30 protein-coding genes are annotated in these 25,912 nt (G+C 72.4%); 11 read left to right on the top strand and 19 right to left on the bottom strand.

What is annotated here, in order from left to right:
* Positions 1 to 15 precede the first annotated feature (15 nt).
* Positions 16 to 747, bottom strand: a complete 732-nt coding sequence (locus ACFYZS_RS34030) for an SDR family oxidoreductase (RefSeq protein ID WP_389021297.1) — start codon at positions 745 to 747, stop codon at positions 16 to 18.
* Between the two features lie 94 nt (positions 748 to 841).
* Between ACFYZS_RS34030 and ACFYZS_RS34025 the strand changes: the two genes are divergently transcribed.
* Both ACFYZS_RS34025 and ACFYZS_RS34020 read left to right on the top strand, forming a co-directional pair.
* Positions 842 to 1,711 (top strand): LysR family transcriptional regulator, encoded by an 870-nt coding sequence (locus ACFYZS_RS34025; RefSeq protein ID WP_389021502.1) that lies wholly within the window; start codon positions 842 to 844, stop codon positions 1,709 to 1,711.
* Between the two features lie 323 nt (positions 1,712 to 2,034).
* Entirely contained in the window at positions 2,035 to 2,484 is a 450-nt protein-coding gene (locus ACFYZS_RS34020) for an ester cyclase (RefSeq protein WP_389021294.1), read from the top strand.
* 33 nt (positions 2,485 to 2,517) lie between these two features.
* Here the strand turns inward: ACFYZS_RS34020 and ACFYZS_RS34015 are convergent, their stop codons facing one another.
* Positions 2,518 to 4,599: a transcriptional regulator gene (locus ACFYZS_RS34015; protein WP_389021291.1), complete on the bottom strand. Its 2,082-nt coding sequence runs from the start codon at positions 4,597 to 4,599 to the stop codon at positions 2,518 to 2,520.
* A 93-nt stretch (positions 4,600 to 4,692) separates the two neighbouring features.
* On the opposite strand from ACFYZS_RS34015, the gene ACFYZS_RS34010 reads away from it, so the two are divergent.
* The 3 genes from ACFYZS_RS34010 to ACFYZS_RS34000 all read left to right on the top strand — a co-directional run bounded on the left by ACFYZS_RS34010 (position 4,693) and on the right by ACFYZS_RS34000 (position 6,305).
* The gene (locus ACFYZS_RS34010) at positions 4,693 to 5,511 is read left to right on the top strand and encodes an alpha/beta fold hydrolase (protein WP_389021288.1); all 819 of its coding nucleotides are present in this window, start codon (positions 4,693 to 4,695) and stop codon (positions 5,509 to 5,511) included.
* A 79-nt stretch (positions 5,512 to 5,590) separates the two neighbouring features.
* On the top strand, positions 5,591 to 6,007 hold the full coding sequence (locus tag ACFYZS_RS34005) for a hypothetical protein (RefSeq protein WP_389021285.1): 417 nt from the start codon (positions 5,591 to 5,593) through the stop codon (positions 6,005 to 6,007).
* Between the two features lie 46 nt (positions 6,008 to 6,053).
* Complete coding sequence (locus tag ACFYZS_RS34000) at positions 6,054 to 6,305, top strand: hypothetical protein (protein WP_389021282.1); 252 nt, start codon at positions 6,054 to 6,056, stop codon at positions 6,303 to 6,305.
* A 94-nt stretch (positions 6,306 to 6,399) separates the two neighbouring features.
* Here the strand turns inward: ACFYZS_RS34000 and ACFYZS_RS33995 are convergent, their stop codons facing one another.
* Together ACFYZS_RS33995 and ACFYZS_RS33990 are read right to left on the bottom strand one after the other, a co-directional pair.
* Positions 6,400 to 7,899, bottom strand: a complete 1,500-nt coding sequence (locus ACFYZS_RS33995; RefSeq protein WP_389021279.1) for a UDP-N-acetylmuramoyl-L-alanyl-D-glutamate--2,6-diaminopimelate ligase — start codon at positions 7,897 to 7,899, stop codon at positions 6,400 to 6,402.
* A gap of 213 nt (positions 7,900 to 8,112) precedes the next feature.
* Positions 8,113 to 8,265: a hypothetical protein gene (locus tag ACFYZS_RS33990; RefSeq protein WP_389021276.1), complete on the bottom strand. Its 153-nt coding sequence runs from the start codon at positions 8,263 to 8,265 to the stop codon at positions 8,113 to 8,115.
* A 186-nt stretch (positions 8,266 to 8,451) separates the two neighbouring features.
* Here ACFYZS_RS33990 and ACFYZS_RS33985 point away from each other — a divergent pair, with 186 nt between their 5' ends.
* Both ACFYZS_RS33985 and ACFYZS_RS33980 read left to right on the top strand, forming a co-directional pair.
* Positions 8,452 to 9,015 carry a GNAT family N-acetyltransferase gene (locus ACFYZS_RS33985; protein WP_389021273.1) on the top strand — a complete coding sequence of 188 codons (564 nt, stop codon included), beginning with the start codon at positions 8,452 to 8,454 and terminating at the stop codon, positions 9,013 to 9,015.
* Positions 9,016 to 9,195: 180 nt separating this feature from the next.
* Entirely contained in the window at positions 9,196 to 9,789 is a 594-nt protein-coding gene (locus ACFYZS_RS33980; RefSeq protein ID WP_389021270.1) for a ribosome-inactivating family protein, read from the top strand.
* Positions 9,790 to 9,832: 43 nt separating this feature from the next.
* Here ACFYZS_RS33980 and ACFYZS_RS33975 read toward each other — a convergent pair whose 3' ends face one another.
* The 6 genes from ACFYZS_RS33975 to ACFYZS_RS33950 all read right to left on the bottom strand — a co-directional run bounded on the left by ACFYZS_RS33975 (position 9,833) and on the right by ACFYZS_RS33950 (position 13,041).
* A complete protein-coding gene (locus tag ACFYZS_RS33975) occupies positions 9,833 to 10,510 on the bottom strand; it encodes a DUF4232 domain-containing protein (RefSeq protein ID WP_389021267.1) in 678 nt (225 codons plus the stop codon).
* A 199-nt stretch (positions 10,511 to 10,709) separates the two neighbouring features.
* The gene (locus tag ACFYZS_RS33970; protein WP_389021264.1) at positions 10,710 to 10,940 is read right to left on the bottom strand and encodes a hypothetical protein; all 231 of its coding nucleotides are present in this window, start codon (positions 10,938 to 10,940) and stop codon (positions 10,710 to 10,712) included.
* Between the two features lie 8 nt (positions 10,941 to 10,948).
* A complete protein-coding gene (locus ACFYZS_RS33965; protein WP_389021261.1) occupies positions 10,949 to 11,392 on the bottom strand; it encodes an IPT/TIG domain-containing protein in 444 nt (147 codons plus the stop codon).
* A gap of 145 nt (positions 11,393 to 11,537) precedes the next feature.
* Positions 11,538 to 11,810: a DUF3817 domain-containing protein gene (locus tag ACFYZS_RS33960; protein WP_389021258.1), complete on the bottom strand. Its 273-nt coding sequence runs from the start codon at positions 11,808 to 11,810 to the stop codon at positions 11,538 to 11,540.
* A gap of 2 nt (positions 11,811 to 11,812) precedes the next feature.
* Positions 11,813 to 12,292: a hypothetical protein gene (locus tag ACFYZS_RS33955; protein ID WP_389021255.1), complete on the bottom strand. Its 480-nt coding sequence runs from the start codon at positions 12,290 to 12,292 to the stop codon at positions 11,813 to 11,815.
* 35 nt (positions 12,293 to 12,327) lie between these two features.
* The gene (locus tag ACFYZS_RS33950) at positions 12,328 to 13,041 is read right to left on the bottom strand and encodes a DJ-1/PfpI family protein (protein ID WP_389021252.1); all 714 of its coding nucleotides are present in this window, start codon (positions 13,039 to 13,041) and stop codon (positions 12,328 to 12,330) included.
* A 221-nt stretch (positions 13,042 to 13,262) separates the two neighbouring features.
* Between ACFYZS_RS33950 and ACFYZS_RS33945 the strand changes: the two genes are divergently transcribed.
* Entirely contained in the window at positions 13,263 to 14,216 is a 954-nt protein-coding gene (locus ACFYZS_RS33945; RefSeq protein WP_389021249.1) for a GlxA family transcriptional regulator, read from the top strand.
* Positions 14,217 to 14,252: 36 nt separating this feature from the next.
* On the opposite strand, the gene ACFYZS_RS33940 is transcribed toward ACFYZS_RS33945, so the two are convergent.
* Positions 14,253 to 15,881, bottom strand: a complete 1,629-nt coding sequence (locus ACFYZS_RS33940; RefSeq protein ID WP_389021246.1) for a sigma-70 family RNA polymerase sigma factor — start codon at positions 15,879 to 15,881, stop codon at positions 14,253 to 14,255.
* A gap of 358 nt (positions 15,882 to 16,239) precedes the next feature.
* Between ACFYZS_RS33940 and ACFYZS_RS33935 the strand changes: the two genes are divergently transcribed.
* Together ACFYZS_RS33935 and ACFYZS_RS33930 are read left to right on the top strand one after the other, a co-directional pair.
* Entirely contained in the window at positions 16,240 to 16,824 is a 585-nt protein-coding gene (locus tag ACFYZS_RS33935; RefSeq protein ID WP_389021243.1) for a TetR/AcrR family transcriptional regulator, read from the top strand.
* 83 nt (positions 16,825 to 16,907) lie between these two features.
* Entirely contained in the window at positions 16,908 to 17,888 is a 981-nt protein-coding gene (locus ACFYZS_RS33930; protein ID WP_389021240.1) for a zinc-binding dehydrogenase, read from the top strand.
* A 67-nt stretch (positions 17,889 to 17,955) separates the two neighbouring features.
* On the opposite strand, the gene ACFYZS_RS33925 is transcribed toward ACFYZS_RS33930, so the two are convergent.
* Positions 17,956 to 18,165, bottom strand: a complete 210-nt coding sequence (locus tag ACFYZS_RS33925; RefSeq protein ID WP_389021237.1) for a heavy-metal-associated domain-containing protein — start codon at positions 18,163 to 18,165, stop codon at positions 17,956 to 17,958.
* A gap of 257 nt (positions 18,166 to 18,422) precedes the next feature.
* Here ACFYZS_RS33925 and ACFYZS_RS33920 point away from each other — a divergent pair, with 257 nt between their 5' ends.
* Positions 18,423 to 18,638 (top strand): hypothetical protein, encoded by a 216-nt coding sequence (locus tag ACFYZS_RS33920; protein WP_389021234.1) that lies wholly within the window; start codon positions 18,423 to 18,425, stop codon positions 18,636 to 18,638.
* Positions 18,639 to 18,666: 28 nt separating this feature from the next.
* On the opposite strand, the gene ACFYZS_RS33915 is transcribed toward ACFYZS_RS33920, so the two are convergent.
* The 7 genes from ACFYZS_RS33915 to ACFYZS_RS33885 form a co-directional block, all read right to left on the bottom strand.
* Positions 18,667 to 19,194 (bottom strand): copper chaperone PCu(A)C, encoded by a 528-nt coding sequence (locus ACFYZS_RS33915; protein ID WP_389021231.1) that lies wholly within the window; start codon positions 19,192 to 19,194, stop codon positions 18,667 to 18,669.
* Positions 19,191 to 21,422, bottom strand: a complete 2,232-nt coding sequence (locus tag ACFYZS_RS33910) for a heavy metal translocating P-type ATPase (RefSeq protein ID WP_389021499.1) — start codon at positions 21,420 to 21,422, stop codon at positions 19,191 to 19,193. The genes ACFYZS_RS33915 and ACFYZS_RS33910 overlap by 4 nt, the downstream gene beginning before the upstream one ends.
* A 53-nt stretch (positions 21,423 to 21,475) precedes the next feature.
* Complete coding sequence (locus ACFYZS_RS33905; RefSeq protein ID WP_389021228.1) at positions 21,476 to 21,733, bottom strand: hypothetical protein; 258 nt, start codon at positions 21,731 to 21,733, stop codon at positions 21,476 to 21,478.
* Between the two features lie 214 nt (positions 21,734 to 21,947).
* The gene (locus ACFYZS_RS33900; protein ID WP_389021225.1) at positions 21,948 to 22,163 is read right to left on the bottom strand and encodes a DUF6243 family protein; all 216 of its coding nucleotides are present in this window, start codon (positions 22,161 to 22,163) and stop codon (positions 21,948 to 21,950) included.
* Between the two features lie 207 nt (positions 22,164 to 22,370).
* A complete protein-coding gene (locus ACFYZS_RS33895; protein WP_389021496.1) occupies positions 22,371 to 23,207 on the bottom strand; it encodes a hypothetical protein in 837 nt (278 codons plus the stop codon).
* Positions 23,208 to 23,212: 5 nt separating this feature from the next.
* Positions 23,213 to 25,138 carry a GMC family oxidoreductase gene (locus tag ACFYZS_RS33890; RefSeq protein WP_389021222.1) on the bottom strand — a complete coding sequence of 642 codons (1,926 nt, stop codon included), beginning with the start codon at positions 25,136 to 25,138 and terminating at the stop codon, positions 23,213 to 23,215.
* Positions 25,135 to 25,575, bottom strand: coding sequence for a hypothetical protein (locus ACFYZS_RS33885; protein WP_389021219.1), 441 nt, complete (start codon positions 25,573 to 25,575; stop codon positions 25,135 to 25,137). Before ACFYZS_RS33885 ends, ACFYZS_RS33890 begins: the two co-directional genes overlap by 4 nt.
* Between the last annotated feature and the right edge of the window lie 337 nt (positions 25,576 to 25,912).

Raw genomic sequence — 25,912 nt, 5'->3', positions numbered from 1 at the left:
CCGCTTCGATTTCGATCACCAGGGCACTTCTCCGGCGTCGTTGAAGAACTTGCCGGTCGGACCGTCGTCGGGCAGCGTGGCGAGTGTGACGGCGATGGCCGCGCCCTGTTCGGGGGTGCGCACGCCGCGGAAGCCGTTGAGGTCGGTGGCGACATAGCCGGGGCAGCCGGCGTTGATCAGGATGTTCGTGCCGCTCAGCTCCCGGACGTACTGGAGGGTGACGGCGTTCAGGAACGTCTTGGACGGCGCGTACGCGACGGCCACCGGCCCCGTCGTCTGCTCGGCAGCCGTTCCCGACTGCCGGGTGAGGGAGCCGACGCTGCTGGACATGTTCACGATCCGCGGTGAGGTGGAGCGCCGCAGCAGCGGCATCATCGCGTTGGTGACGCGGATGACGCCGATCACGTTGGTCTCCACGACCGCCCGGATGGTGGCGGGGTCGACCAGGGTGGGCTCCTGCGGCACCCCGCCGGTGATGGCGGCGTTGTTGACGAGCACGTCGAGGCGTCCGGCCTGTTCCTCGATCAGTCGTGCGGCAGCGGTCACACTGGCGTCGTCGGTCACGTCCAGCGGGACGCCGAAGGCGTCGACGCCGGCCGCGCGCAGTCGCTCCACCGCGGTCGTACGCCGCCGGTCGTCGCGGGCGCCGACGCCGACGCTCCAGCCGAGGGCGCCGAGGCCCGCGGCGATCTCGTAGCCGATTCCCTTGTTCGCGCCGGTGACCAGCGCAATCTTTCGTTCGCTCATGGGGCCATGCTGCCCTCGTGCCCCGGCGGGGGTCCAAGACCGATAGGGTGGTCATCGATACCGTCAGGGTATGGAACCGGAGTGGCATAACCGCATGGAGACCCGGGAACTGCGATATTTCGTCGCCGTCGCCGAAGAGCTGCACTTCGGGCGTGCCGCGCAGCGGCTCGGGATCTCGCAGCCGCCCCTGTCGCGGGCGATCCAGCAGCTCGAACGCCGGCTGGGGACGGCACTTCTGGATCGGACCAGCCGCACCGTCACGCTGACCGACGCCGGTTCGGTGCTGCTCGTCGAGGGCCGGGCGGCCCTCGACGCGGTCGACGCGGCCGAGCGCCGGACCCGCCGCGCCGCGCCTTCCGCGCCCGGCCGTCCGGGCCTGGTCCTCGTCACGAAGGCCAGCGCGTCCAGAGAGTTGCTGGCGAGACTGCTCGACGCGTACGCCGCCGAACCCGGCGCGGTTGCCGTCGACGTCATCCTGTGTGGTCCGGCCGAGCAGGAGCGATTCCTGCGGGAGGGCCGGGCCGACGTGGCGCTGCTGCACCGGCCGTTCGACTCGACGGCCGGTTTCGACACCGAGGAACTCGGCACGGAGAATCAGGTCGCGGTCCTGCCGGCAGGGCATCCGCTCACGGCCCGGCCCCATGTGCGCATGGCCGACATCGGCGAGCTGCCCGGCCTGCCGCTGCCGCGCTGGCCCGACCCCGACGGCACCTACCCGCCGGGCCCCGGACCGAAGGTGCGCGACCACGCGCAGCTGCTGCAGCTCGTCGCTCTCGGCCGCGCTTGCGCGGTCTCCCCTGAGTCGTGCCGAGCCGAACTGCACGACGACCTCGCCGCCGTGCCCGTGCTGGATGCGCCGCCAGTCACCACCGTGATCGCATGGCCGCCGCACAGTCGGTCCAGAGCCGTCGCCGACCTGGTCCGCACGGCGACACGTCTCCATCCGCTGCGTCGTGGCACCTGATCGCCGCCGATGACTTCCGGCCGGGACGGCCCGGCCCGGCCCGGCCCGGCCCGGCCCGGTGAAGGTGCCCCGGATCGACAGCCAGGACGCGCACCGCCTGCCGTCGGGGCTCTCGAGCGGCCCCCGGCCGCGAGCGCGCGTGTTCGATCGCCACGTCGCACAGCGCCTTCAGTGATCCGAAGTGGCAACTCGCCGCGGCCACGTTGGCTCCGGCGTTCTCCGAGCTCCCTTGACCTTGCCGCGACGTCAGGGTCTGTACTGGGTGGCATCCCGCCCGGAGCAATCACCGAGCTCGCGGGACGGCCCTCAGAGAGGACATCGAGATGAGCACCGCGCCCGAGAAGAACGTCACCCTGCTGCGCACCGCGTACCGGGCGGTGGAGAGCGGCGACCTCGACGCGGCCGAGCAGATGCTGACGCAGGACTTCATCGCCAATGTCCCGGGCAGTGCCGCGCCGTTGATCGGCCGTGACGTCTGGCGGCTGGGCACGCAGGCGATGAAGGACGCCTTTCCCGACCTGAAGATCAAAATCCAGGACATCTTCGGCGTCGGCGACAAGGTGACGGTGCTGCTCCGCTTCGAGGGAACGCATCAGGGAGCGTTCCAGCAGATCGAGGCGACGGGCCGGCAGGTCGGCTTCGCAAGCATCGAGGTCTACCGCATCGAGGGCGACAAGATCGCCGAGGAGTGGGTCGCTCCGGACATGATCAGCCTCATGCGGCAGATCTCGCCCGCCGCCGATCACGACCCCGGGAGCCACGTCTCTCCGTAGCGGCGGCCATGACCGGCCCCGGGCGGTCACACCTCAGGTGGACCACGGGGACGGGGCGTGCGGGTCGGGCACGTAGGCGCAGTAGGTCCCCGTACGGACGGTGCGGTCCAGGTGGTCACCGAGCGGTGGGCAGGCATCGCGGAGGCGGCCGATGGCCTTGCGTACGGCCTGGGTGACGGCGGCCCGCGCCCGTTCGGAGGCTGCGCCGGCGTGCCGGTCGCGCCCGCCGAGCCCGACGGCACGGGCGAGCTCATCGATCAGGAAGTCCCGTTCGAGCTCGGTCTGTTCCTGCCTGGCGAGGTCGTGGTCGGCACGGGCCTCCTCGACGTCGTCCTCGATCTCCGCGAGCCGCCGCCGGTACATCTGCTTGGCGCGGGCGTCCAAGAGGGGACCGGCGTCGCCGACGCGGGCGAGTCCGGCGACGGCGCCGGGGTCGTCGCTGTCGGCGGCGACGAGGTCGAGGACGTGGAACTCCCGGCCCGGCGCGGCGAGCAGCCGCGCGAGGTGGTGCATGCCCTTGCTGTCCCGGACGGTCAGGCGCCGGTCCTCGAAGACGACCCTCCAGTACTCGCCCTCCCGGACGAAGGTGTCGGGCCCCGCCGTGTCCTGCCCCGCCGTGTCCGGCTCGGCCGAGCCCGGCCCCGCCCTGCCCGACTCCGCCGTGTCCGCCTGCGGCTCGTCGGCCGCGGGCGCGCGGGCGATCCGTTCGAACTCGGCACGCGCCGCCTCCCGTTCGAGGGCTTCGGTCTGGAGATTGCCCAGGGCGAGCTGCGCGTCCGCGAGCCGAAGCCGGCACTCGGCCGTCTCGTACGGGGCCCCGACCTCGCTCCAGGCACGAACGGCATCGGCGAAGAACCCCGACGCACCGTCCGTATCGCCCTCGGCGAGCAGGACCTCGCCCCGGGCGCGCAGCGCCGAGGCGGCGAGCGCGCTGCTGCGGAAGCGGGCGGCCACCTCCCCGAGCTCCCGCGCCGCTGCCCGCGCCGTCTCCTGGTCGCGGCGGGCGACGGCGATCGTGACCTGCGCGTCCAGCAGCGGCGCCCGCCGCAGCTCGGAGGTGGGCGGCAGCTCCTTCGACGGCACCGGCAGCGGCCGGGCCAGCGCCTCCCGGATCGCGTCGGCCGCGCTGTCGGCCTCGCCTCCCGCCAGCCGTACGAGCGAGAGCGTCGGTTCGGGATCCCACCCCAGGCGATGCGCGGCGAGCAGCGCCTCTTCGGCGCCGCCGAGGTCGCCGCGCCGGAGCCGGATCCGGCCCAGTTCCGTCAGCGGCCAGCCCAGCTCTCGCCGCACGTACGGGCTCAGCTCGTCGCAGGCCAGCAGCACCTGCTGCTCGGCATGCGCGCACTGGCCCCGCAGGCGCAGGATCTCGGCCCGGTGCACCCGGCACCGGCCGCGGAGGCTGCCGATCGCGTTCGTTCCCGCCCAGCGGTCCATCGCGTCGGTCCACTGCTCGGCCAGGTCGTACTGGGCCATGCCCTGCAGCGCGCACACCAGCTCGCAGTAGACGACACCGGTCGACAGCGCGTCGAGGTTCCCCGACATCACCGCCGTTCCCGCATCGTCGAGGAGCTCAAGACCCCGCTCGACGTCGCCGTCGAGGATCACCAGCCTGGCTTGCGCCACGCGCCCGACCGCGGCCGCCGCCGGATCGGTGCGCGAGCCGGTCTCGACCGCCCGCCCGGCCCAGTCCCGAGCCGCGTCGAGGTCGCCGCTGAGGAGACGCTCGTACGTTCGTACCGCTGCGAACCACGCGTGAGCGGGAGTCGCCGCCGAAGCGTCGAGCAGGTGTTCCGCGCGACGCAGCCACCCCCGTACGGGTGCCATGAGGGCGGTGTCGAACAACAGGTGCATGGCGACGCGTACCGCGGCCCCGGCGGCCGCGTTGTCCTCGCCGAGCCCTGACAGCTCGGCGTGGAGGCGCTCCCAGGTCTCGATCGTGACGTCGAGGTGCCCCGCGGCGTACGCGACGCCGGCGAAGTCCGCGAGCTCCGCCGGGCCGAGCCCGCCCTCCTGCCGGGCCGCCAGATAGCCGTCGTAGGCGTCCGCCCATGCCCCACGGGCCGCGGCGTTCCGCGCCCGCTCCAGCGCGGATCCCTCGCCGGTGGCATCGGTCACTGCGGCTTCCTTCGGTCCCGGGTCGAGACGGTTACGGCGGTAAGCATCCCGCTTACGCCTCCATGGTGAGCCACAACCGCATCGGAGGACATCATGGACACCGTCACGGTCAACGACATCCGGCTGGAATACGAGATCCGCGGGACCGGGGAGCCGGTTCTGTTCATCAGCCCGGTCATCTCCGACGGGTTCGCACCACTCCTCGCCGAACCGGCGCTCACCGAGCGCTACCGGCTCGTCCGCTACCACAAGCGGGGCTGGGGCGGCAGCACCCACACCCCCGGGCCCGTCTCCGTCGCCGACCACGTCGCCGATGCGGTCGCGCTGCTCGACCGGCTCGGCATCGACCGCGCCCATGTGGCCGGCCATTCGAGCGGCGCGGCAGTCGCCGCCCAGATGGCCCAGGACCATCCCGGCCGCGTCGCCACCGTCGCCCTGCTGGAGCTCTCCCTGCTGTCCGTGCCCGCGGGGGCTGCGTTCTTCGAGCAGGCGGCGCCGGCGTTCGAGGCGTACGCGGAGGGGGACGCGGAACGCGCCCTCGGGCTGTTCCTGTCCCTGGTCAGCGGGCTGGACCCGGATCGCTGCCGTGACCTGCTCGACGAGCGGGTGCCGGGCAGTTTCGAGCAGGCGGTCAAGGACGCCGACACGTTCTTCGGAGTCGAGCTGCCCGCCCTGGCCGAGTGGCGGTTCGGTCCCGACGAGGCCGCGGCGATCCGGCAACCGGTGCTCTCCGTGCTCGGCAGCGGTACCCGACCGCTGTGGGTCGAGGTCGCGGCCTTCCTCCGCTCGGCCGTGCCCGAAGTCGAGGAGTGCGTCGTGGACGGCGTGGGCCACCTGCTCCACATCGAACGGTCCCGGCCCGTCGCCGAACCCCTCGCCCGCTTCCTGGCCCGGCACCCGATCGCACCCTGACCAAGGCCGGCTCGACGGCACGGCCGCGTTCCGCCGGGCGGGTGATGCCACTGCGGCGGCCTGCGCTAGGTTCACTCCCATGAACGTCACCCCCATGAACTCTTTGGCGCAGATCTACGACAGGGAGTTCCGGGTGCGGGGCCTGCGCCAACAGGGCTGGGGACGGGGGCTGATGGCCGTGGCCGTGCTCATCTGGCTCTGGCTGGGGTACCTGCTCGTCTTCCCGTTCAGCGCGGACCAGGGCGCGCACCTCAAGTCCGTCGCGTGCGAGTCCCGCGCCTTCCACCAGAACGGGAGGTTCGCCGTGTCCTACCGCTCGGACACGGGGGAGCGCTGCGATGCCGAGCGTGACTGGGGCCCCATCACCGCCGGTCTCCTGCTTTCCCTCCCCTTCGCCGTCCTCGGTACCGGCATGTACGTGTCGGGAACCTCGACGCTCCGCACCGCCGCGTACGCCGCGGACATCGCCCGCCTGAACGCCACCAAGGAGGCCTGAACCGCCGGGTGGCGTGGGGCGTGCGGCAGAGGGCTAAGGAGAGAGCATGTGGGTCGTCCGCGACGACGGCGATCGCTGGTCCGGAACCGTGTTCACTCTCGACGAGGTGCTGCACCGGATCATGGACCGCCAGCGGCAGGCAGGCGAACCAGAAGGCGACTACTGGTGGTGCTGGGACGGCCTCATCGTCCGTGAAGCGGGTCTGCCGTCGATGGTCAAGGTCATCGACGGGCTCGTCGCCGCCGGCGAGCACGAGACCGTCCTTCGCCACGTCGGACCTGAAGAGGACGACGCCTGATCTCGCCGACCCGGGCTCAGCGGAAGATGCCCCGACGTGATCGCGCGCACGCGGATTCCGGGAACGCGAACACGGGATCCGGCACGTGCGCCCGTCAGGCGGTCAGGTCGGCTCCGGCGAGGTCGCGTACGGTCGCCATGTCGCTGAACGGGAGGAGTTCCTCGCCCACGATCTGGTGCGGTTCGCTGCCCTTTCCGGCGATCAGGACGATGTCGTCGGGCCGTGCGGCGGCGAGCGCGAACCCGATGGCCCTGCGCCGGTCGGCGGAGCGTTCGTACGGGGTGCCGGTGGCCGCGATGCCGGGGGCGATCTGGTCCAGGATCGCCTCGGGGTCCTCCGTGCGGGGGTTGTCCGAGGTCAGCACGCACAGATCGGAGTGGGTTCCGGCGATCCGGCCCATCTCGGCCCGCTTGGTGGTGTCCCGGTCGCCGCCGCAGCCGAAGACGGTGATGATCCGGCCGCGGGCGAAGCCCCGGATGGCCGTGAGCACCTTGTCGAGGGAGTCGGGCGAGTGCGCGTAGTCCACGATCACCGAGGTCCCGGCGGGGGTCACGAAGCGCTCGAACCGGCCCGGTACGGGCGGCATCTGCGCGAGAGCCGCGACCAGTCCGTCCAGGTCGTGCCCCAGGACCCGGCAGGCCGCCACGGCCGCCAGCGCGTTGGACACGGAGAACCGGCCCGGGACCGGGATGGTCGCGGGGTACGCGCGGCCCGCGTGGTGCAGGGTGAACCGCGTGCCGGACGCGTCCGCGACCAGGTCCGCGGCGTGGAAGTCGGCCTCCGCGTCGAGTCCGTACGTCGTCACCGCGCCCGGCATCATCGCCCGGATCCCGGCTCCCACCGCGTCGTCCACGTTGACCACCGCGTGCCGGCAGAGCCCCTGGAACAGCCGGAGTTTGGCGTTCGTGTAGCGGTCCATCGTGCCGTGGTCGTCCAGGTGGTCCTGGGTCAGATTGGTGAAGACGCCGACGTCGACGAAGGTGCGGTCCATCCGGTACGTCTGCAGCGCCATCGAGGTGGCTTCCAGTACCACGCTGCTCGCGGCCTGGTCGCGCATGCGGCCCAAGAGGTACTGCAGGTCGGGCGATTCCGGAGTGGTCAGGACCGAAGGCGGCATGGGGATGACCTCGTCGCCGATCCTGCTGCCCGCCGTTCCGATGACGCCCACCGAGGCGCCTTCGGAGATCCTCAGCAGCGACTCGACCATGTACGAGATGGAGGTCTTCCCGTTGGTCCCGGTGACCGCCACCACGTCCATGTGCCGCCCCGGCTCGCCGAAGTAGCGGGAGGAGGCGACGGCGGCGGCCTTGCGGGTGTCGGCCACCCGTACGACGCACACCGCGGGCGGCAGTTCGCGTTGCGGGGGCACGGTGGCGGCTCCCGCCGCGTCGACGAGCACGGCCACCGCCCCGCGCGCGAGCGCCGCGCCGATGGCTGCGGGGCCGCCTCCGCGGTGACCGGGTACGGCGATGAAGAGCGAGCCCGGCACGACCCGGTCGACGTCGAAGGTGGTGCCCGCGGTGATCCGCGTCGAGGCGGCGTCCCCCTGGATGACGTGGTACTCGTGGCCGGTCAGCAACCCGCTCAACTTCACGGTGGTCCCTTCGGGAACGGCGGCAGCGCCGACGGATCGCCGGTACCGCGGTGATGGGGTGAGGGGCGAGGGGTCGCCCCGGGCGACGGGACCGGGAAGGTCGGGGCGCGGTGGTCCGGCAGGGGTGCCGGAGGTGGGCCGTCCCGGGAAGGGGAACGGGAGGGCCCGAACGGGGTGGGGGGGAGAGAGGCCGACGGGGGAGGGCGGGAAGCGCTAGCCGTGGCCGTGCGGGGCACAGCGGCCGACCGCGGGGGCCTGGCCGTCGGCGGCGGTCCGGGAGCGGGCGCCCGTCCGGTCGGTACGGGCCGCACGCGCGGCGGGAGCGGCCTGCGGCAGGCACTCCTCCGTGACGCGTGTGCGGTTCATGGGCCGAGTGTACGGGCGCCCGCACCCCCCCGAACGCCACGCCGGGTCCGGCCGGCCCTCTTTCCCCACCGGCTGAATGGCCGCCCACCCGGCCGGGCCTTCTCCTACCGGCCTTCTCCTACCGGCCTTTTCCTTCGGGCCTTCGCCTTCGGGCCACTCTCACGGGGCTGCGATAGGTTGCCCGCCATGACTGAGCTCGGATTCCTCGCCTGGCCACCCGCCCCGATGGAGACCGAGCGGCTCGTGCTCCGCCAGTCCGTGGCCCGAGACCGGGCCGCGTTCATCGAGCTGTTCGCCTCGCCGGAGGTCCGCACCTACCTCGGCGGTCCGCGATCGCGGGATGAGCTCGAACGTGAGGTACCTGCCGTGCCGGGGCGCCGCCCTGGTGTATTCGTGGTCGAGGCCGACGGGGCGATGATCGGCACGGTCTCGATCGACCGGCGCGATCCGGGGCGTCCCGGCCACGTCCTCTCGGGCGCGAGCGAGGCCGAGCTCGGTTACATGCTCCTGCCGCAGGCGTGGGGACGCGGGTACGCCGCCGAGGCGTGCACGGCGGCACTCGACTGGTTCGCCGGGGCGATTCCGGGCGAGCCGGTGGTGCTCTGCACCCAGACCGCCAACACCCGCTCGGTGCGTCTCGCGGAAAAGCTGGGGTTCACCGAGGTGGAGCGGTTCGAGGAGTACGGCGCCGAGCAGTGGTTCGGCGTGCGGTCCCCGGTCGGCGGGATCACGCACGCTCCGAATTCTTAGCATCAGAGGCCAACTATGCGCCCGTCCGCCACAAGGGCGACTACAAATGATCGGACCGATCCGAACCCTGGGACGGGGAGTACGTAGAAGGCGGTGGTTGCGCATGCGCGAATACGGCGGGATCGATCCGATCGTCGTCGGATTACAGCGGAGACGATCGATATCCTGTGGTCTCCTGTGATGCGGGTGGCCATGCTGAAACCGGTGTCGTTTTCCCCGGCGTACGCTTCAGTGGACGAGTATCAGCTCCTGACCTCGACGATCCGGTCGAGGGCAGAGAATGCTCAGGGATTCTTCGGCGGAGCCTCGCGAAGGCCGGGCGAAATGGCCTACCTGCCGATGCGTATTCACCTTCGAGGTTTGTCGATCGAGCTCTACATCGAGCTCCGCCTGCAGGACGCCGGCATGCGCATCGTCGGATTCCGCAACACTTTCGAGAATGGGCAGGCCCCCCAGGAGGCATGCGTCCGCCACGTGCGGAACTCCACTGCGCCACCTGGGATCCGCCGAACCGAAGTCCTGCCGTTCGGCGGAGACCGCTCCGATTTGGAGACGGCCGCCGCCGTGCGGCGCATGGGGATCTTCCTCGGGCGCCGGCCCCTGGGCAACGCGGTCACCTGGCTGCACCGGAACCGCGATCCGAAGCGCACCGCGCACGGAATGCTCGTCCTCTCGGAAATGATCTGCGAGGCCGCCCGGTATCCCGCCCTGGCCGATGCGATGTCGCGCATCTGGGTGACGGGCGGACGACTGTCGGCCGCGGCACCTGCCTGAAGCGGCGGTGGTCCGGAGCCCCGTACGACGCGGACGGCTCGCCTCAGGAGGGCTTCGTCGCCGAATAGGCCGTGACCGTGGCCTTGTTGTCGCACAGGGCGAGGACTCCGTCGACGAGGGCCGTCTGGTGCGCGCCCGCGCCCGGGACCCCGACCACGAGCGTGGGGAACGAGGCGGGCGTCGCGCCGGACACGCAGTATCCGTCGGCCTCGCCCTGCACGTTGACGAAGGTGAGCTTGGTCCAGGCACGGGCACCCGGGGCCAGGGACACCGTGGCCGCCGAGCCGCTGTGGGTCGTGGTGAGCGGTACGTTCTTGTCGGGGGACCCGTTGCCCGCACCCGCGACGGTGGGGAATCCCTGCAGCGTGCAGGCGCTCTTCGAGACGTTGGCGACGGCGACGACGGCGGCGCCGGTTCCCGTGCCCGGCGGCCGGACGGCGGCCTGGCGGGCCTCCGCGACCTTGACGTCGTCGCTCGTGCAGGGCTTCGTCTTACCGCCGGACGCGGTGGGGGAGACGGATGCGGCGGGCTTCGCCTGCCCCGTGCCGCCGGAGCTGCTGCCGCCCGCGGCGGCCCCGGGGGCCGGTGACTGGGCGGACTGCGAAGGCTCGCCGGCCGCGCCGGCCTCGCCCGACGGGGTGCAGCCCGTCATCAGGGCGGCAGCCGTGGCAACGACCACCAGCGCGGACGCGGTCCGTCGGACGCCTGCTGTGTACTGCATGGGGAACCTCCCGAGGGTTGCGACCGGTCCCGCCGCCGGCCCGCACGCCGACAGGCACGGCGAAGCGGCCCGCAGGGGTTCCCGCAGGTACAGCGCTGTGCCGCTCCGGTGACGCAACCATGACGTACCGGCCCGGCCGCCGCCCGGTGCCGCGCCCTCTGCGGGGGCGAGGGACGAGGAGCGGGGGCCGGGAGCGGACTCAGCCGCCGCCCCTGTGGAGGAAGAGAAGAAGGTTGTTCGCCTGGGCGGGGGTCAGTTCAACCGGAACGCCGTGGGGAGCCGGTCGCCCGTCGGCGATGGCGAGGAGGCAGTCCTCGGCCTGCTCGGGTGGGACGCTGTCGAGGATTTCGTTGATCAGTTTCATCATCTCCTCGTCGGAGAGTGCTTCCGGATCATCCGGCTTCTGCGGTTTCGGCCTGTCCATTTCCATTTCCGTCCTTACCCGAGGTAGGTGTAGGGGAGTGGATTCGTGAGCTGTCCGCAGGGGGTGGCCGCGTAGACGGAGACGGTGGCCGCCGTGGGCCATTCGGGGGCGATGGCGAGGACGGTGGTCTCGCTGAGCACCACCACGTTCGCGGCTTCCCGGCCGGTGAAACAGCCGTCGGGCCCGAGGGCGCCGAAGAGCACCCGGGTGTACGGGGTGAGGTCGGCGCCGGACAGGGTGACCTGGGTGCCGCCGCCGAGGGGCCCGGCATCGGGCCGGAGTGCGACGAGCCGGCCCTGCGGGGCGCCGTCGGACGGGCCGGGGTGGACGGGGAGGGCGCCGGGGGCGCAGTGCGCGGGCCCGGCGGCCTCCGCGTGCGGGGCGGATTGGACCAGCGGCAGGGTGCACAGGGACAGCGCGGCGAGCAGGAGCGCGGCTCGGCGGCGGTTACGCGGCATGGCGGAGCCTTCCGGTGGTGGGAGCGGGACCGGGGCAGTCCCCGCCCGCCCCCATCATGGGAAGTCGTACCGCGCGAAGCCAGAACAAACCGCTCATGTCGCCCACGACCCGGTACCGGCCTCGCGGCGCCGAGCGACACCCCCGTCAGCGTGGAGAGCTGTCCGCGGGCGCGGCCAGACGGCGCAGGGCGAGCATGCCGCCGATGCCGGGGATCGCGGCGAGGAGCGCGGCGGTCCGGTCGGGACCGGCCTCGCGGGCGGCCGAGATGATGGCGATCAGGTAGGCGCAGCCGTGGAGGGGGCCGATCGCCGAGGCGACCGCGGGCAGGTGCAGTACGGCGACGTTGGCCAGCAGCACCAACAGGGAGAGGAGTTCTACGGGGGCGCTGACGCGCAGGAGTCGGCTGGATGGCTGCACGGTCAGGCTCCTGTGGTGGATCCGGGACGGACGATCATCAGAATGGTCACCGCGGCCCAGAGCAGGTTGAACACCCCTGTGAACATCCCGAGTTGACGGGTGAGACGTTGGACGGCCGCGGGTTCGGGCGCCTCGGCAGGACCGTCGAGGGCGGCCAGGGCCGAGCTCTGTCGGGGAAGGATGCGGGCAGCGAGCACGGCGGCGGCCAGGACCGTGAGGGCGATCGAGGTGATGAGCCAGGCGCTGCCCAGGACGTGGAGGCTGTTGGCGGTCGCGAGGCCGAACACCGGTACCGCGACCGCGATCACGGCGTAGACCCGGCAGATGCGGTGCAGCGTGCCGACGGTGGCGAGGTGGGTGGGGTCGCCGGGTGCGGCCAGGGCGCGGCGGACTGCGGGCGGGAACATGCCGGCGGCCACGGTGACCGGGCCGATGGTGATGATGGCCGCCAGGACGTGGACGGCGAGGAGGAGTTTCGTCACGGGAGGGCGTTTCCGGGGGAGGTGGGGGGCGGCGGTCAGAAGGCGGCGGGGACGGGGCCGGTGGCGCGCCAGACGGTGCCCCGGCGCTCGTGGGCGAACAGCTGCTCCACGGCGTGCGCGATGCGCGGGCCCAGTTCCCGCTCCAGCAGGTAGAGGCCGAGGTCCAGGCCGGAGGTCACGCCGGCGCCGCTGACCAGGTCGCCGTCGTCGACGATGCGGGCGTCGACCGCGACCACTCCGGTGGCGTCCAGCAGGTCGAGGCCCAGGCGGTTGGTGGTGGCGTGGCGGCCTTCGATCAGCCCGGCCATGGCGAGCACGACGGAACCTCCGCACACGGTGGCCACGATCGAGTCCGGCCGGTCGAGGGCTTCCTTCAGCAGGGCCGGCAGCCCCGTGGTGATCGCACGGGCCAGCAGCGCGGGGATGGAGTCCTGGCCGCCCGGAGCGTTCGGCACCTCGGTCGCGTCCGGGTCACCCGCGTCGTGCGGTGCGTCCGACGGGTCCGGGGCGCCGAGCCGACCCACCGCTCCCGGAATCAGGAGCAGGTCGGCTCGCCGGGGGTCGAGCCGGGCGGTCGCCCGCAGCGCGAGCAGCCCGGAGCCGCTGGGCACCTCGCGCGGGCCCTCGGCCGAGACCAGCTCGACGCTCAGCATGCCCGGGGCGGCCATCGAGCCGGCGTACAGCACCTCGTACGGGGCGACGACGTCCAGCGGGTCGAAGCCGTCGAACAGCACGATCTGACAGAGCATCGGCAGGGGTCCTCTCCAGGGGCGGAACACCCCGACGCGGGGTGCCGGAGCCGACGCTAGTCACCGTCCATGATGATCAATAGTGGCTGGATTGCCGACTTCCACCGGATTCTGGCCAGCCGGGAAATCAACCGTTCAACGGGCCTTCGAAAGAGGCAGATGCAGGAGACGGCGGCTTTTCTCGGCTTGGCCGGAACACGGGGCAGCCCTAGAGTTGGGCCATGCATACCGTGGCCGTCCTCGCGCTGGACGGAGTCATCGCCTTCGACCTGTCCACCCCCATCGAGGTCTTCGGACGCACCCGGCTGCCCGACGGCCGCCCCGCCTACCGCGTCCGCGTCTGCTCGGCCGCGGGCGAGGTGGACGCCGGCGCGTTCACCCTCAAGGCGCCCTGGCCGCTGCAGGCCCTCGCGGAGGCGGACACCATCGTGCTGCCCGGCGTGGCCGACCCCGACGTGCCCGTCCCGCCCGAGGTGCTCGAGGCGCTGCGCGAGGCCGCCGGGCGGGGCACCCGGATCGCGTCGATCTGTACGGGCGCCTTCGTGCTCGCCGCCACGGGCCTGCTGGACGGGCTGCGCGCCACCACCCACTGGGTGGCCGCCCCGCTGCTCGCCGCCCGGTACCCCGCGGTCGAGGTGGACCCCGATGTGCTCTACGTGGACAACGGGCAGTTCCTGACCTCGGCCGGAGCCGCCGCGGGACTCGACCTGTGCCTCCACCTCATCCGGCGTGACCACGGCTCGGCCGTGGCCGCGGACGCGGCCAGGCTGTCCGTCATGCCGCTGGAACGCGACGGCGGGCAGGCGCAGTTCATCGTCCACGAGCACCCGCCCGCCCCGCGCGGATCGGCCCTGGAGCCGCTGCTGCGCTGGATGGAGGACAACGCCCGCCGCGAGCTCACCCTCGACGAGGTCGCCGCGCGGGCCGGCATGAGCGTGCGCACCCTGAACCGGCGCTTCCGCGAGCAGACCGGCACCTCGCCCCTGCAGTGGCTGCACCGCGCCCGGATCCGCCAGGCCCAGTACCTGCTGGAGACCACCGGCCACCCGGTCGAACGGATCGCCTCCCAGGTCGGCTTCGGCTCGCCGACGGCCTTCCGGGACCGCTTCCGGCGCATCACCGGTACGAGCCCGAACGCCTACCGCCGCGCCTTCCAGGGCCAGGCCGCGCAGTGATCCCGGCCTGTCGGCGCCGCCGGACCGCGCGTGCGCTCATCCCAGGGTGAAGAGGAAATTGACGGAGTTGTAGTAGTTGGGCAGCTGCACCAGGGCCGAACCCTGGCGGCGAGGATCGGCCTTCGGCCAGTTCCGCGGACCCAGCAGGTGGTCGGCATAGTCGCTCTTCGAGACCCGTGGCGCGAACCAGAGCCGGAAAGCGCCGGACCGTCCGGCCTGCTCGGGCTTCCAGAGCTGTGTCTCGCGGCCGGTGCCGGAGCGGCAGGTGCGAAGGACGACGTCGACGACGTTCCCGCCGGCCGTGGTTCCGTCGAGGCAGGTACCGGTCCCCGTGTTCCGGAACTGGTACGTGTCCCGGCCCGCCGGCAGGCGCTGCCAGCCCTGGGACGCGTCACCGTTGCACGGCTGGAGCTGCAACGGCCCCTCGGAACCGCTGCCGGCGAACCCGACGCACAGTCCCGAGGCGGTGTTGACCAAGGGCTGGCCGGTGGCGGCGGAGGTCGGAGAGGGCGACGCGGAGGACGGCGGCGCAGTGAACGGGGCCGGTGAGGGGGCGGTGGCCGACATGGGGGCGCCGATGGACACGATCGGCGGCGCCGAGTCCGTCGGGTACGGAATCAGGTACGGGTTCGGCTCCTCGCTCGGCCTCGGGCTCGCGACCGCGGGTGCCGGTGCGGCTCGCTCGAGCCGGTCCTCGGCCGGCAGCAGGACGAACGCGGTCATCGTCGTACCCGCGACCGCCGCCGCCGCGGTCCACTTCCCCGCGCCGAACCGCGCCGCGGTCAGCTTGAGCCCCACCACCTTGCCCGCCGCCACGTGATGGGCGCCGTGCACGCCGGCGGACAGCGCGGAGGAACCGGGGTGCCACAGCAGGATTCCGGCCGGCAGCAGCGCGCCCAAGCGGCTGTTGACGGCTCGCAGATCACGCTCGGCCCGTCCGCAGTCCTCGCACTCCCGCAGGTGCCGTCCCAGGTCCCGGGTGATGCGCTTGCCCGGACGGCGGAGCGCGGCGGCGAGGAGGCCGCCGTAGTGCCGGCACTCGTCACTCGCGCTCTGGTCGAGATGGGCGCGCAGGTATGCCTCGCGCAGGCCCTCCCGGGCGCGCGCGGCCAGGGAACCGACGCCGCCTGCCGAAATCCCCAGGCGCCGGGCCGTCTCGGCCGCGGGCTCGTGTTCGACCACCGCGTGCCACAGTACGGCCTGCCAGCGCTCCGGCAGTGACCGGTACGCCCGCAGGACCAGCGAGCCCTCCTCCGCCAACAGGGCGGCGCCCTCGACGTCCTGGTCGTCGGACAGGCCGGCGGCCCAGGTGTCGAAGTCGTCCGTCAGCTGTGTGCGGGCACCTCGGCGTGCCCATTCGGTTGCCACCCGGCGCACGCAGGTCAGCAGGTACGGCCGCCAGACGTACTCGGGGCCGGCCCCCCAGGCGACCGCCCGGTAGGTGCGGGCGAAGGCCTCGGCCGCGAGGTCCCTGGCGGTGGCCAGGTCGCGGCAGCAGGTGCGGGCGTAGGCGAGTACGGCGTCGTGGTGACGGGAGAACACCTCGCCCATCACGTCGCTGACTTCGTCACCCGACCCCGAGTCCCGCTCGCGGAGCAGCGCGCAGAGCTGTGCGTCGCTGAGGTCGTGGAGGTCCTGCTGGCGGGCAGTCGCCGATGTGCTCAAACTCGCTCCCGTTGGCTTGCTGATGGCCGGCGCGCTGAATGCCTTGCAGGTGGGCAGTGGGGTGCGACGCTGCGCCCGGCCGGAATTCGCGCAAGTGTGCACGCTCTGAGGGTCCGTGAGCAACCAGGCTCCCCGGCACCTCCCGGCCCGACGCGACTTCGGCAAAGGCCTGGCAAAGCCGCGGGACCGCGCCCTGGCCGCGCCGTCTCCCACGTACCGGCGACAGGTGCAGGAGGCGAGAGTGAGGTACCGCGGGACCCGGCTCGGCGGCGGCGGGAGTGCCGGTGCGGCGGGGCGAACAACGCCCCCGAATCGGGCGAGGCTTGTTCTTGAATGGTCGCTCATGTATTTTTTTCTCGTGCCCAGACCACGAGAGTTCGAGCCCGACGCCGTCCTGAACGTGGCCATGCTGCGATTCTGGGAGCGCGGGTACCGGGCCGTGTCCGTCGAGGATCTGGTGAAGGCGACCGGAGTCAAGCCCGGCAGTCTCTACAGCGCCTTCCCGGGTGGCAAGCGTGCGCTCTTCCTGAAGTCGCTCGAGCGCTACTCGCGGCTGGTCGTCCCCCAGAAGCTGGGTGAACTCGAGGCCCCCGGAGCCTCGTTGGCCGAGGTCCGCGGTTACTTCGACGGGCTGGTGCGCGATCTGCTCAGCCCCGAGGGCCGCCAGGGCTGCCTGCTCGTCAACACGGCGATCGAGAACGCCGCCGAGGACGACGAGGCGGCGGCCGTCGTGCGCGGACACCTGGCCCGGCTGGAGCGGTGCATGACCCACGCGCTGGAGAACGCCGCCCGCAGGGGGCAGGTGCGCGCCTCGCTGGACTGTTCCGGGAGCGCCAAGCTCCTGGTCGCCACCTGCCAGGGGCTCATGGTCGTCGGGAAGGCCGATCCCGACGAGAAGCTCCTGCGCGCGATCGTCGACAACGCCTTCCTCGCACTCGCCTGACGGCGGGGCATACGGGCCACCGTGCGCGGTGGCCCTTCTTTCGCGCCAATAGTTGAATAACTGCTCAAGAATGGAGTCGGTACATGAAGGCCATCGTCATCTCCGCCCACGGCGGACCCGAGGTGCTCACGATCACCGATCTGCCCGACCCCGTGCCCGCCGACGGCGAAGTGCTGATCCGGGTCGCGGCGTTCGGCCTCAACCACGCCGAGGCCTACATGCGCAGCGGTGCCTGGGGGAAGGTCGCCGCCGTACCGGGGATCGAGTGCGCCGGCGTGGTCGAGGCCGCCCCGTCCGGTGAACTCGCCGTCGGAACCCGGGTCGTGGCGATTCTCGGCGGCATGGGCCGGACCCGCAACGGAAGCTACGCGGAGCTGGTCACGGTACCGGCGACCAACGTGGTGGCCGTCCGCTCCCCGCTGGGCTGGGCCGATCTCGCGGCGGTCCCCGAGGTGTACGCGACGGCGTGGAGCGGCCTGTTCGGCAATCTGGAGCTGCGGTCGGGCGAGACCGTCCTGGTGAGGGGAGCGACCTCCTCGCTCGGCCAGGCCGCCGTCAACCTGGCGGTGGACCACGGCGCGACCGTCCTCGCCACGACGAGGGACCCGCTGCGGGCGCCCTTGTTGAAGGAGCTCGGCGCCGCCGACGTGCTCATCGACGACGGCGCGCTCGCCACGCAGGTCGCGGAGCGGGAGATCGGCGTCGACGCAGTGTTCGACGTCGTCGGCAACAGCGTCCTGCGCGACTCGCTGGCCCTGGTCCGGCCGCGCGGCCGGGTCTGCCAGCTCGGCTTCCTGGGCGGATTCGAGCCCGTACGCGACTTCGACCCGATCGCCGACCTCCCCAGCGGAGTCCGGCTCAGCTTCTTCGGCAGCGCCTTCGTCCTGGGCACCCCCGCGTTCCCGCTCACCGGCGTACCGCTGGAGGAGATGTACGCAAAGGTCCAGGCCGGTGTCCTGCGGGCCCGTCCCTCCCGGGTCTTCCGGTTCGAGGAGATCGTCGAAGCCCATCGGGCCATGGAGGCCGGAGAAGCCCTCGGGAAGATGGTCGTCACCGTCGGCTGAACCCCGGATGCGGTGTGCGAAGTGCGGGTCCGACGTCTGCCGGGTGACGACCTCTTCTCCGCTGAGGTCAGGGAGCGTCGGTCAGGCCGTAGCCCGCCTCGACGATCGCCTCACGGATCAGACCGTCGTCGAGCGATGCGCCGCCGACCGTGACGGCGTTCGCCCCGAGATCCACGACGACGCGACTCACCCCCGGCACCGCGGACACCCCCTTCGTGATGTGGTCGGCACAGTGGCCACACGACATGCCGGTCACCTGGTACTTCTGCTCCGTCATTGCGTCACTTCCTGGTGCGGATGGCGATGGGCCGGACACCATGGTCCGGCGAGCTCTCTCACGTAGTCGGACGGAAACCCCTTCTGGTTTCCGTCACTTCATGACCAGTGGAAGCAGCGGAAGCACGAGCGACTCGCCCCGTGCTTCCGCCGCGCTTCGAGCGGGAGCTTGCAGCCGACACCGAACGGGCATTCCCCTGTTGTCCGGGACGCAGAAGCCGTTCTGCGGGCGGACGCGTACGGAGAGAGGCGCGCGCAATGACCGACATCAGTTCCCTGCAGCCCGTGGCGACGTTCTGCGGCAAGTGCGACTGCGGATGCCCGCAGCTGTTCATCGACGAAGCGGCCCCTGCCGACCGCCGGGTCGTGATCACCGACGACTTCGGCCGGCAGGTCCGGATGAGCGCCGATCAGTTCGGCTCCCTCATCGCGGACGCCAAGGCCGGCAAGCTGGACTCCGTCGCGGCCGCGTGAGCCGCGGGTGCCGGCCGGGCAGCCCCGTTCAGCTGCCGGGCCGCACCACGAACGCCACCGCGTCCACGGGTCCGCTGCGCCGGAAGTGCAGGACGAAGGGGACGGCGTCCCCCTCCTTCCATCGGGTCTTCACCGTCGCCATCACGTCCACGGAGCTCGGCGTCATGGTCAGGCGGCCGCCCGCCGGGATGTCCAGGGACGTGACCATGCCCATCGCGTCGGCGCCCTCGCCCACCCGCTGGTGCCGACCGAGCATCACCTCCTCGAGAGCCGGCGAGGTCACGGCCACCAGTTGGTCGTCCGCTCCGCCCGTGTTGGCGATCGTGAAGAAGGCGGCCGTGCGCTCCTTGTCGGCGTAGGGCAGGAAGACCAGCCCTACGCCGACCTCGATGCGGGCCGGACTGCCGGCCGCACCCGCCTTGGTCCACGCCGTCAGGCCGACGAGCGCCGTCAGGCAGGCCACGACGGGAACGAGCGCGGCGAGCAGCCCGTCGCGCAGGCGTCGGCGGTCGGGCCGCCGGCCTTCGGAGGTCGTCCGGCCGGGGGAGGCGGTCATCGGCGGGAGCCCTTTCGGATGGAGGTTGCGGAGCGCTTGGGTGAGGGCTGCCAGGTACGCAGGCGCAGGCTGTTGGCCACGACAAGGAGCGAGCTCGCGGACATCGCCGCCGCCGCGACCATCGGGTTCAGCCACCCCACGGCCGCCAGTGGAACGGTCACCAGGTTGTAGCCGAACGCCCAGACCAGGTTGAGCCGGATCGTCGCCAGCGTGCGCCGGGCCAGGCGGACGGCGTCGGCGACCGCCTCGATGTCGCCCCGTACCAGCGTCACGTCAGCGGCGCCGATGGCCACATCCGTCCCGCTTCCCATCGCAATGCCGAGGTCGGCCTCCGCCAGCGCCGCCGCATCGTTGACACCGTCCCCGATCACCGCCACACGACGGCCCTGCCCCTTCAACTCCCGCACCAGCGCGGCCTTCTCCTGCGGTGTGCAGCGGGCGTGAACCGCGGTGATGCCGAGCTCCGCGGCGACGGCCCGAGCCGTGGCCTCGCGGTCGCCGGTGGCCAGGACCGGTTCCAGGCCCAGCCGCCGCAGTCGGTCGACGGCCCGGAAACTGCCGGGCCGCAGGACGTCGCCCAGCGCGATGAGGGCTTCGTCGGCCCCGTCCACCCGGACCAGGACCGGCGTGAGCGCGGCGGCCTCCGCCTCGGCGAGCGCCCGCGCCAGCGGGTCGGGCAGGTCGTCGCCAGGGACACGTACTTCCACCCGGTGGCCTTCCACCTCACCCGCGACGCCGCGTCCGGGGGTCGCCAGGAAGCCGACCACCTCGGGCAGCGGGCCCTCGCGGACCAGTCGCCGCGCGTACGAGACGAGCGTGCGGCCCAGCGGGTGCTCGGATCCCTGCTCCACCGCCCCGGCCAGCCGGACCGCCGCGTCCCGGCCGACGCCACCCTCGACCGCCGTGACCCGTACGACCGACATGTGTCCGGTGGTGAGGGTGCCGGTCTTGTCCAGAACGATCACGTCGACGTGGCGGAGGGCCTCCAGCGCCTGCGGCCCGCTGACCAGGACGCCGAGTTGGGTACCCCGGCCGGTCGCGGCCAGGAGAGCCGTGGGGGTCGCCAGACCCAGGGCGCAGGGGCAGGCGACGACGAGGATCGCCACGCACGCGGTGACGGCCGCCTGCGGGTCGGCCCCGGCGCCGAGCCAGAAGCCGAGGACCGTGACCCCGAGGGTGAGCACGACCGGTACGAACACGCCCGCCACCCTGTCCGCCAGGCGCTGGGCGCGGGCCTTCCCCGCCTGGGCCTCGGTGACCATACGGGTGATCCTGGCGAGCTGGGTGTCCGCGCCCACCGCGGTGGCGCGTACGAGCAGCAGCCCGCCCGCGTTGACGGCGGCGCCGACCACCGCTCGGCCCGGGCCCACCTCGACCGGATCGCTCTCCCCGGTCACCAGAGAGAGGTCCAGGGCCGAACTCCCCGAGACCACCACGCCGTCGGCGGCGACCCGTTCGCCGGGCCGCACGACGAACTCCTGCCCCAGCCGCAGCTGTTCGATCGGCACCCGGCGTTCCCCGCCGGCTTCCCGCACGGTCACGTCCTTGGCGGCCAGGCCCGCCAGAGCGCGCAGGGCCTCACCGGTGCCGCGTCGGGCGCGTGCCTCCAGGAAGCGGCCGGTCAGGACGAAGAGCGGGACGCCGACCGCCGCCTCCAGATAGACGTGTGCGACGTCGCCTCCCGCCGAGGGGAGCAGGGTGAACGGCATCCGCATGCCCGGATCGCCGGCCCCGCCGAGGAACAGGGCGTACAGGGACCAGAGGAACGAGGCGAGGACGCCGAGGGAGACGAGGGTGTCCATCGTGGCCGCCGAGTGCCGCAGACCGCGGGCCGCCCTCAGGTGGAACGGCCAGGCGCTCCAGACCACCACCGGGGCGGAGAGCACGAGGCACAGCCACTGCCAGTTGCGGAACTGGAGCGCGGGCACCATCGACAGGACGAGGACCGGCAGGCAGAGCAGCGCGGTGATCAGCAGCCGCTCGCGGTCCTCGCGGGCGTGGTCGTCCTCCGCGGGCCCGGTCGGAGGGGCTGTGGGCGGTGCTTCGGGCGGGGATGCGGGTTCGGCCTGGTAGCCGGCGCGCACGACCGCTGCCAGGAGCTCGTCGATGGTGACCTCCGGCGGGTGGCTCACTCTGGCCCTGCCGGTGGCCAGGTTCACCGAGGCCGTCACCCCGTTGAGTCCGGCCAGACGCTTCTCCACCCGGTTCACGCAGGCCGCACAGGTCATGCCGCTGACGAGGAGGTCCGTGGTCAGCGGGGTGACGCCCGCCACCTCGGCCGTCACCGCCCACTCCCTGAGTGCACGCCGCCCGTGCCGCCGGGATCGCCATTCCCGTGCGGGCCGGGATTGCCCGGATGGCCCGGATCGGTCCGGGAGGAGTGCATGCCGGGCGCGACGGGACCGGCCGCCGCCCCGACTCCGTACGCGAGGGCGAACATCGCCAGGAGCAGCACGACGAACGCGGCCAATGCCGGGGGAGGCGCCCACCGCCCCACCGCCGCCGGCACCCGAACTGCAGAGGGCTCTTCTTCGGTCATCGACTTTCCCTGATCCGAGGTCTCGCTCACGAATTGCGGCTCCATGAGCTCAGGGAAGGCAGTCGTGTGGGGCCGGCGCGGAGTTCCCGAGGTCCGGAAGAGGGCCTGGACGGGCCTGGGCGTGTCCGTGACCCCGGTACGGCAGCAGGGCCCGGACCGTGTGTCGCGGTCCGGGCCCTGCTCCTGCGCGGTGCCGCCTTGCGGCGGCGGTGCCTCAGCTCTGGGCGGAGTCGTCGCCCGTCTGCCCGGCGCCCTCGGCGGCGCCTGCCTTCTCGCGCATCTTGCGCACCAGCTCCGCCTTCTGGTCGGCCGCACCCCGGCGGTCGAGGTTGCGGTGGGGACCGTTGTTCTGGCGTTCGGCGCGGGACAGCCTCTTGCGCTGGCCGCCCCCCTGGCCCACGGGGTTGTTGATGTTCTTGCTCACGGTCACGGGATCTCCCGGTAATGATGTGAAGTGATCTACGGATTCATCGGTGGGGGACGGGCGGCGACGTCGAAGGACGTCAGCAGGGGCCCATCACGCCCTCACTCGTAGATCGGCCTCTGGAAGAACATGACAAAGACGTTACCCGCTTCCGTGGCCCCCGCAGACCAACCCTCTCGCCGCCCCGGCTGCGAGGAGTGGGTCGCACCCGGATCAGTGCCGCAGGTAGTAGGGGCGGTTGTGGGCGGCGACCGGGGGCGACTGGTAGGTCCAGACTCCCGTCGGGGCCGCGCCGGCGAGCAGCAGCGTCAGGTCCTGGCCGACATCGGTGGTGGGATCGAGGACGGCCAGGTCGGCCCGGTCCGCCGTGATGCCGGCGGGGGCGTACCAGAGGTAGGGCTGGTAGACGTTCATGGGGCCGGCCAGCGGGCGGCCGGCGTCGTCGGTGCCGTAGCCCGTGATCGGGGTGTTGTTCACGGGGGTACCCGTGAGGCCCGTGAGATCGGCGGTGAGGGTGAAGAGGCTGGTGGGGTGGCGTTCGATGTCGCCCTCGGGTGTGATGCCGGCGGCCTTGCAGGCCACGTGCCAGCTGTTCCCGGCGGGTCCGTTGAGCGAGGGCATGGCTGCCTCGAACCATCCGGGGTGCTTGGGTTCGGCGTAGAGCCTGCGGCCGGCGTCGATGGCGAGCGGGTTGTCGCACAGCACGTGGATGCGGGCGATGCCGAGGAGTTTGGTCTGGTCGTAGCCCTGGGCGTACTGCTCGTACGACAGGTCGGGCAGGCGGTCGGCGGCGTCCGCGGGGAACGCGATGATGTTCACCTCGACCTCCTGCGTGATCCCCGCGCCGAACTGGTATTGGGCGAAGTACAGCTGGAAGTTCACCGACAGCAGCGCCCGTCCGCCGAACTCCGCGACCCTCAGGGCGGGATGGTGCTTGGCGAGGACGTCCCGGGCAGGGGCGGGATCGACCAGGAAGTCCACGCCGAGGTTGTGGAGGGCGCCGTAGTGGAAGGGGAGTTGGTACGGGGCCGGTACGGGCGGCAGGGGCATCGGGCTCACGCGGCGTCTCCGGTGGTGGTCGTGGCGGGTGCGGTGCGGCGGTGCAGGGCGACGGGACGGTCTCGCTCGGCCAGTTCGCCCTCGACGCGTTCGGCGCTGCGCAGGACGAGCGCGGCCATCGTCAGCGTGGGGTTGGAGGTGGCGACCGAGGGCAGGCTGCCGCAGCCGATCGCGTACAGCCCCGGGTGGTCCCAGCAGTGCTGCCACGCGTCGACGACCGAGTTCGTGGGCGAGTCGCCCATGATGTGCGTTCCGGCGCCGTGCCCCGCCCCGCGGAAGGCGTAGGAGCGGCCGTGGTGGACGAAATGGCCCGGCTGTCCGGGGCCGGGTGCGTAGTCGCTGTGGTCCTCCGCGCCCAGCAGCGCGAAGATCTGGTCGGATACCTCTTTCGCCGCCGCGATGCCGTCCCTGACGTGCGGGGAGAGGTTGTAGGTGGCGACGGGGCGCGGCAGGCCGAGCGCGTCGCGGTGACGGGGATCGAGGGTGATGCGGTTGGCCGGATCCGCACCCTGTTCCATCTCGAACTGCAGGGCGAACTGCCTGCCGACCCGTTCCCTTACGGATGCTCGCAGCGCGGCGCCGCGCAAGCCGTGCCCCCGTCGCCCGGCGGACCCCAGGAGCGCTGCGAGGTCCGCCTCCGGGCCTCCCGTGGCCCAGACCCAGCCCCAGTTGCCGATCTCGACGCGGAACGGCGCCCGTCGACGGCGGGCCCGGCCGAAGCGGAAGCCCTCGAGGCCCGAGGTGGAGCCGGGGCCCCGGTACGGGCCCGCCTGCTCCGGCATGAGTCCCCAGGCGAGCAGCACGGGGTGGTCCATCAGGTTCCGGCCGACCTGTCCACTGCGGTTCGCGAGCCCGGAGAGCAGCAGCAGCTTGGCGTTCTCCACGGCGTGGGCGGCCAGGACGACGACGTCCGCGCAGACGCGGTGCCGGGTGACCCCGTCCACGTTGCCGTTGCCGTCACTGTCCCGGTCCCGGTCCTGGTACGAGAGGTACTCGACACCCGTGGCGCGGCCGGTGCCGTCCACGAGCACCCGGCTCACGACCGCCCGGTCGACGAGCCTCACCGTGGGACTCCAGCGCGCCTGGGTCTTCAGCGGTGTGTACTTGGCCTGGGAGGGGCAGACCGGGATGCAACTGGCATGGCCGGCACAGCGGTTGTGCGGGTCGGACCGCCCTTCGGCGCCCACGGGGACGTACCCGGCACCGCCGTCGTACGAAGGGTTCGGAACCCCGTTGCGGGCATGCGGAGTGCCTACGACCCGCAGCTCCACCGGCTCCTCGGCGCCCGGGTCCTTCACGTACCGGCCGTCCAGCCGCCCCGCCATCAGCCGGTCCAAGTGGCTGGGCGGCAGCGCGCGCATGGGGAAGACGTAGCCGTCGGGCAGGGGCAGCCCGACGTGGGCGCGCTGCTCGTCGGCGTCGGCCGCGACGCCGATCTCCCGCTCGGCGGCCCGGTAGTACGGCTCCAGGTCGGAGTAGCCGATCGGCCAGGCGCGGCCGTAGTCGAAGAGGTCGGTACGGAAGTCCTCCGGGTGCATCCGCGGAGTCAGCCCGGTCCACACGTTGCCGGTGCCGCCGTTCGTGCGCACGTACCCGCTGGCGTAGGGGAGTTCGCCCCGCTGGATCAGATAGCCGTCGGACCGGTACCCCCCGCCCGCCGTGCCGGTCAGGTCGGTGACCTCGGGCCGGGGCGCGGCCGGAGGCGCGGGGTAGGGAGATCCCGGGACCTTGGCCGAGGCGGCGAGGTAGGTGTCCAGCGCGCGCCGATGGCCCTGCGCGGCGTTGACCGCCCCTACCCCCGCCTCCAGGACCAGCACGCGCCGACCGCGCTCACCGAGGCGGTGCGCCATCAGCGTCCCGGCGAAGCCGCCCCCCACGACGATCACGTCGTACTCCCGCTCCTGCGGGGGCCCCGGGCTCACTGTGCGGCTCCGGCCCCTGCGGGGACGTCGCCGGGAGCCTCGGCCCAGCTGCCGAAGCCGCTGGACCCCGCGCCCGGAGGCTTCCCGCCGAAGGCGCGCCAGACGAGCCCCGCCGCGTAGGCGCGGGCGGACACGGTGAAGGGTGCCGTGCCGTCGAGACCGGGCCAACTGCCCGTATACCAGAGGCGGATGACGGCGTCGTCGAGCTCTGCGCGGCCCTCTGCCGACCCACGACCCCCAGCTGCTTGGTCTGGGAGACCTTCCCCTTCGAGGAAGAACCTGTAGCGATCGGCCCCGACCTGTTCCCGTACGACGGCCCGGTACTCCTCCGACATTCCCGTGCCTCGCAGCTCCTCCTCGCTGAAGCCGGTCAGAGCCGCGGACCTCGCGATGAATTCATCGCCCCCGTCCACGGTCTCCGTGGCGTGCGACACCATGACGTTCCCCCCTGTGCGTGGTTCCGAGCGCCGGTTGCCGGACGAGTACAGGTGCGCGGCAACGACGATCACGATCCGTTCCCCACCGCCGGTCCCCCCATGCCCTGGCATCGGCGCAGGCGGGGACGGTCGGCGTGATCCGGCCACGCGCGTGGGCGGACCACCCGCGGGCGGAGTCGTTCAGGAACCACGCCCACGGCGCGGCGGACGGCGGTACGGTGACGGGAGGCCTATGGTGGGCACGGCGGCGAGGTCGACACCGGGGATGGGGGCGCAGAAGGCTGTCTGTCGCTCACGCGGCAGGATCCTCCGCTCTCGGGGTCGGTACTCCGAGAAC

Source organism: Streptomyces sp. NPDC001903 (genome assembly GCF_042891345.1).
Lineage (GTDB): Bacteria > Actinomycetota > Actinomycetes > Streptomycetales > Streptomycetaceae > Streptomyces.
This window is presented reverse-complemented; position numbering and strand designations above follow the sequence as displayed.

Excerpts from the sequence above, each read along its gene's own strand:
- ACFYZS_RS34030 (WP_389021297.1), bottom strand. The coding sequence starts at position 747 with ATGAGCGAACGAAAGATTGCGCTGGTCACCGGCGCGAACAAGGGAATC.
- ACFYZS_RS34025 (WP_389021502.1), top strand. The coding sequence starts at position 842 with ATGGAGACCCGGGAACTGCGATATTTCGTCGCCGTCGCCGAAGAGCTG.
- ACFYZS_RS34020 (WP_389021294.1), top strand. The coding sequence starts at position 2,035 with ATGAGCACCGCGCCCGAGAAGAACGTCACCCTGCTGCGCACCGCGTAC.
- ACFYZS_RS34010 (WP_389021288.1), top strand. The coding sequence starts at position 4,693 with ATGGACACCGTCACGGTCAACGACATCCGGCTGGAATACGAGATCCGC.
- ACFYZS_RS34005 (WP_389021285.1), top strand. The coding sequence starts at position 5,591 with ATGAACGTCACCCCCATGAACTCTTTGGCGCAGATCTACGACAGGGAG.
- ACFYZS_RS34000 (WP_389021282.1), top strand. The coding sequence starts at position 6,054 with ATGTGGGTCGTCCGCGACGACGGCGATCGCTGGTCCGGAACCGTGTTC.
- ACFYZS_RS33990 (WP_389021276.1), bottom strand. The coding sequence starts at position 8,265 with ATGAACCGCACACGCGTCACGGAGGAGTGCCTGCCGCAGGCCGCTCCC.
- ACFYZS_RS33985 (WP_389021273.1), top strand. The coding sequence starts at position 8,452 with ATGACTGAGCTCGGATTCCTCGCCTGGCCACCCGCCCCGATGGAGACC.
- ACFYZS_RS33980 (WP_389021270.1), top strand. The coding sequence starts at position 9,196 with ATGCGGGTGGCCATGCTGAAACCGGTGTCGTTTTCCCCGGCGTACGCT.
- ACFYZS_RS33975 (WP_389021267.1), bottom strand. The coding sequence starts at position 10,510 with ATGCAGTACACAGCAGGCGTCCGACGGACCGCGTCCGCGCTGGTGGTC.
- ACFYZS_RS33970 (WP_389021264.1), bottom strand. The coding sequence starts at position 10,940 with ATGGAAATGGACAGGCCGAAACCGCAGAAGCCGGATGATCCGGAAGCA.
- ACFYZS_RS33965 (WP_389021261.1), bottom strand. The coding sequence starts at position 11,392 with ATGCCGCGTAACCGCCGCCGAGCCGCGCTCCTGCTCGCCGCGCTGTCC.
- ACFYZS_RS33950 (WP_389021252.1), bottom strand. The coding sequence starts at position 13,041 with ATGCTCTGTCAGATCGTGCTGTTCGACGGCTTCGACCCGCTGGACGTC.
- ACFYZS_RS33945 (WP_389021249.1), top strand. The coding sequence starts at position 13,263 with ATGCATACCGTGGCCGTCCTCGCGCTGGACGGAGTCATCGCCTTCGAC.
- ACFYZS_RS33930 (WP_389021240.1), top strand. The coding sequence starts at position 16,908 with ATGAAGGCCATCGTCATCTCCGCCCACGGCGGACCCGAGGTGCTCACG.
- ACFYZS_RS33925 (WP_389021237.1), bottom strand. The coding sequence starts at position 18,165 with ATGACGGAGCAGAAGTACCAGGTGACCGGCATGTCGTGTGGCCACTGT.
- ACFYZS_RS33920 (WP_389021234.1), top strand. The coding sequence starts at position 18,423 with ATGACCGACATCAGTTCCCTGCAGCCCGTGGCGACGTTCTGCGGCAAG.
- ACFYZS_RS33915 (WP_389021231.1), bottom strand. The coding sequence starts at position 19,194 with ATGACCGCCTCCCCCGGCCGGACGACCTCCGAAGGCCGGCGGCCCGAC.
- ACFYZS_RS33910 (WP_389021499.1), bottom strand. The coding sequence starts at position 21,422 with ATGACCTGTGCGGCCTGCGTGAACCGGGTGGAGAAGCGTCTGGCCGGA.
- ACFYZS_RS33905 (WP_389021228.1), bottom strand. The coding sequence starts at position 21,733 with ATGACCGAAGAAGAGCCCTCTGCAGTTCGGGTGCCGGCGGCGGTGGGG.
- ACFYZS_RS33895 (WP_389021496.1), bottom strand. The coding sequence starts at position 23,207 with ATGCCCCTGCCGCCCGTACCGGCCCCGTACCAACTCCCCTTCCACTAC.
- ACFYZS_RS33885 (WP_389021219.1), bottom strand. The coding sequence starts at position 25,575 with ATGGTGTCGCACGCCACGGAGACCGTGGACGGGGGCGATGAATTCATC.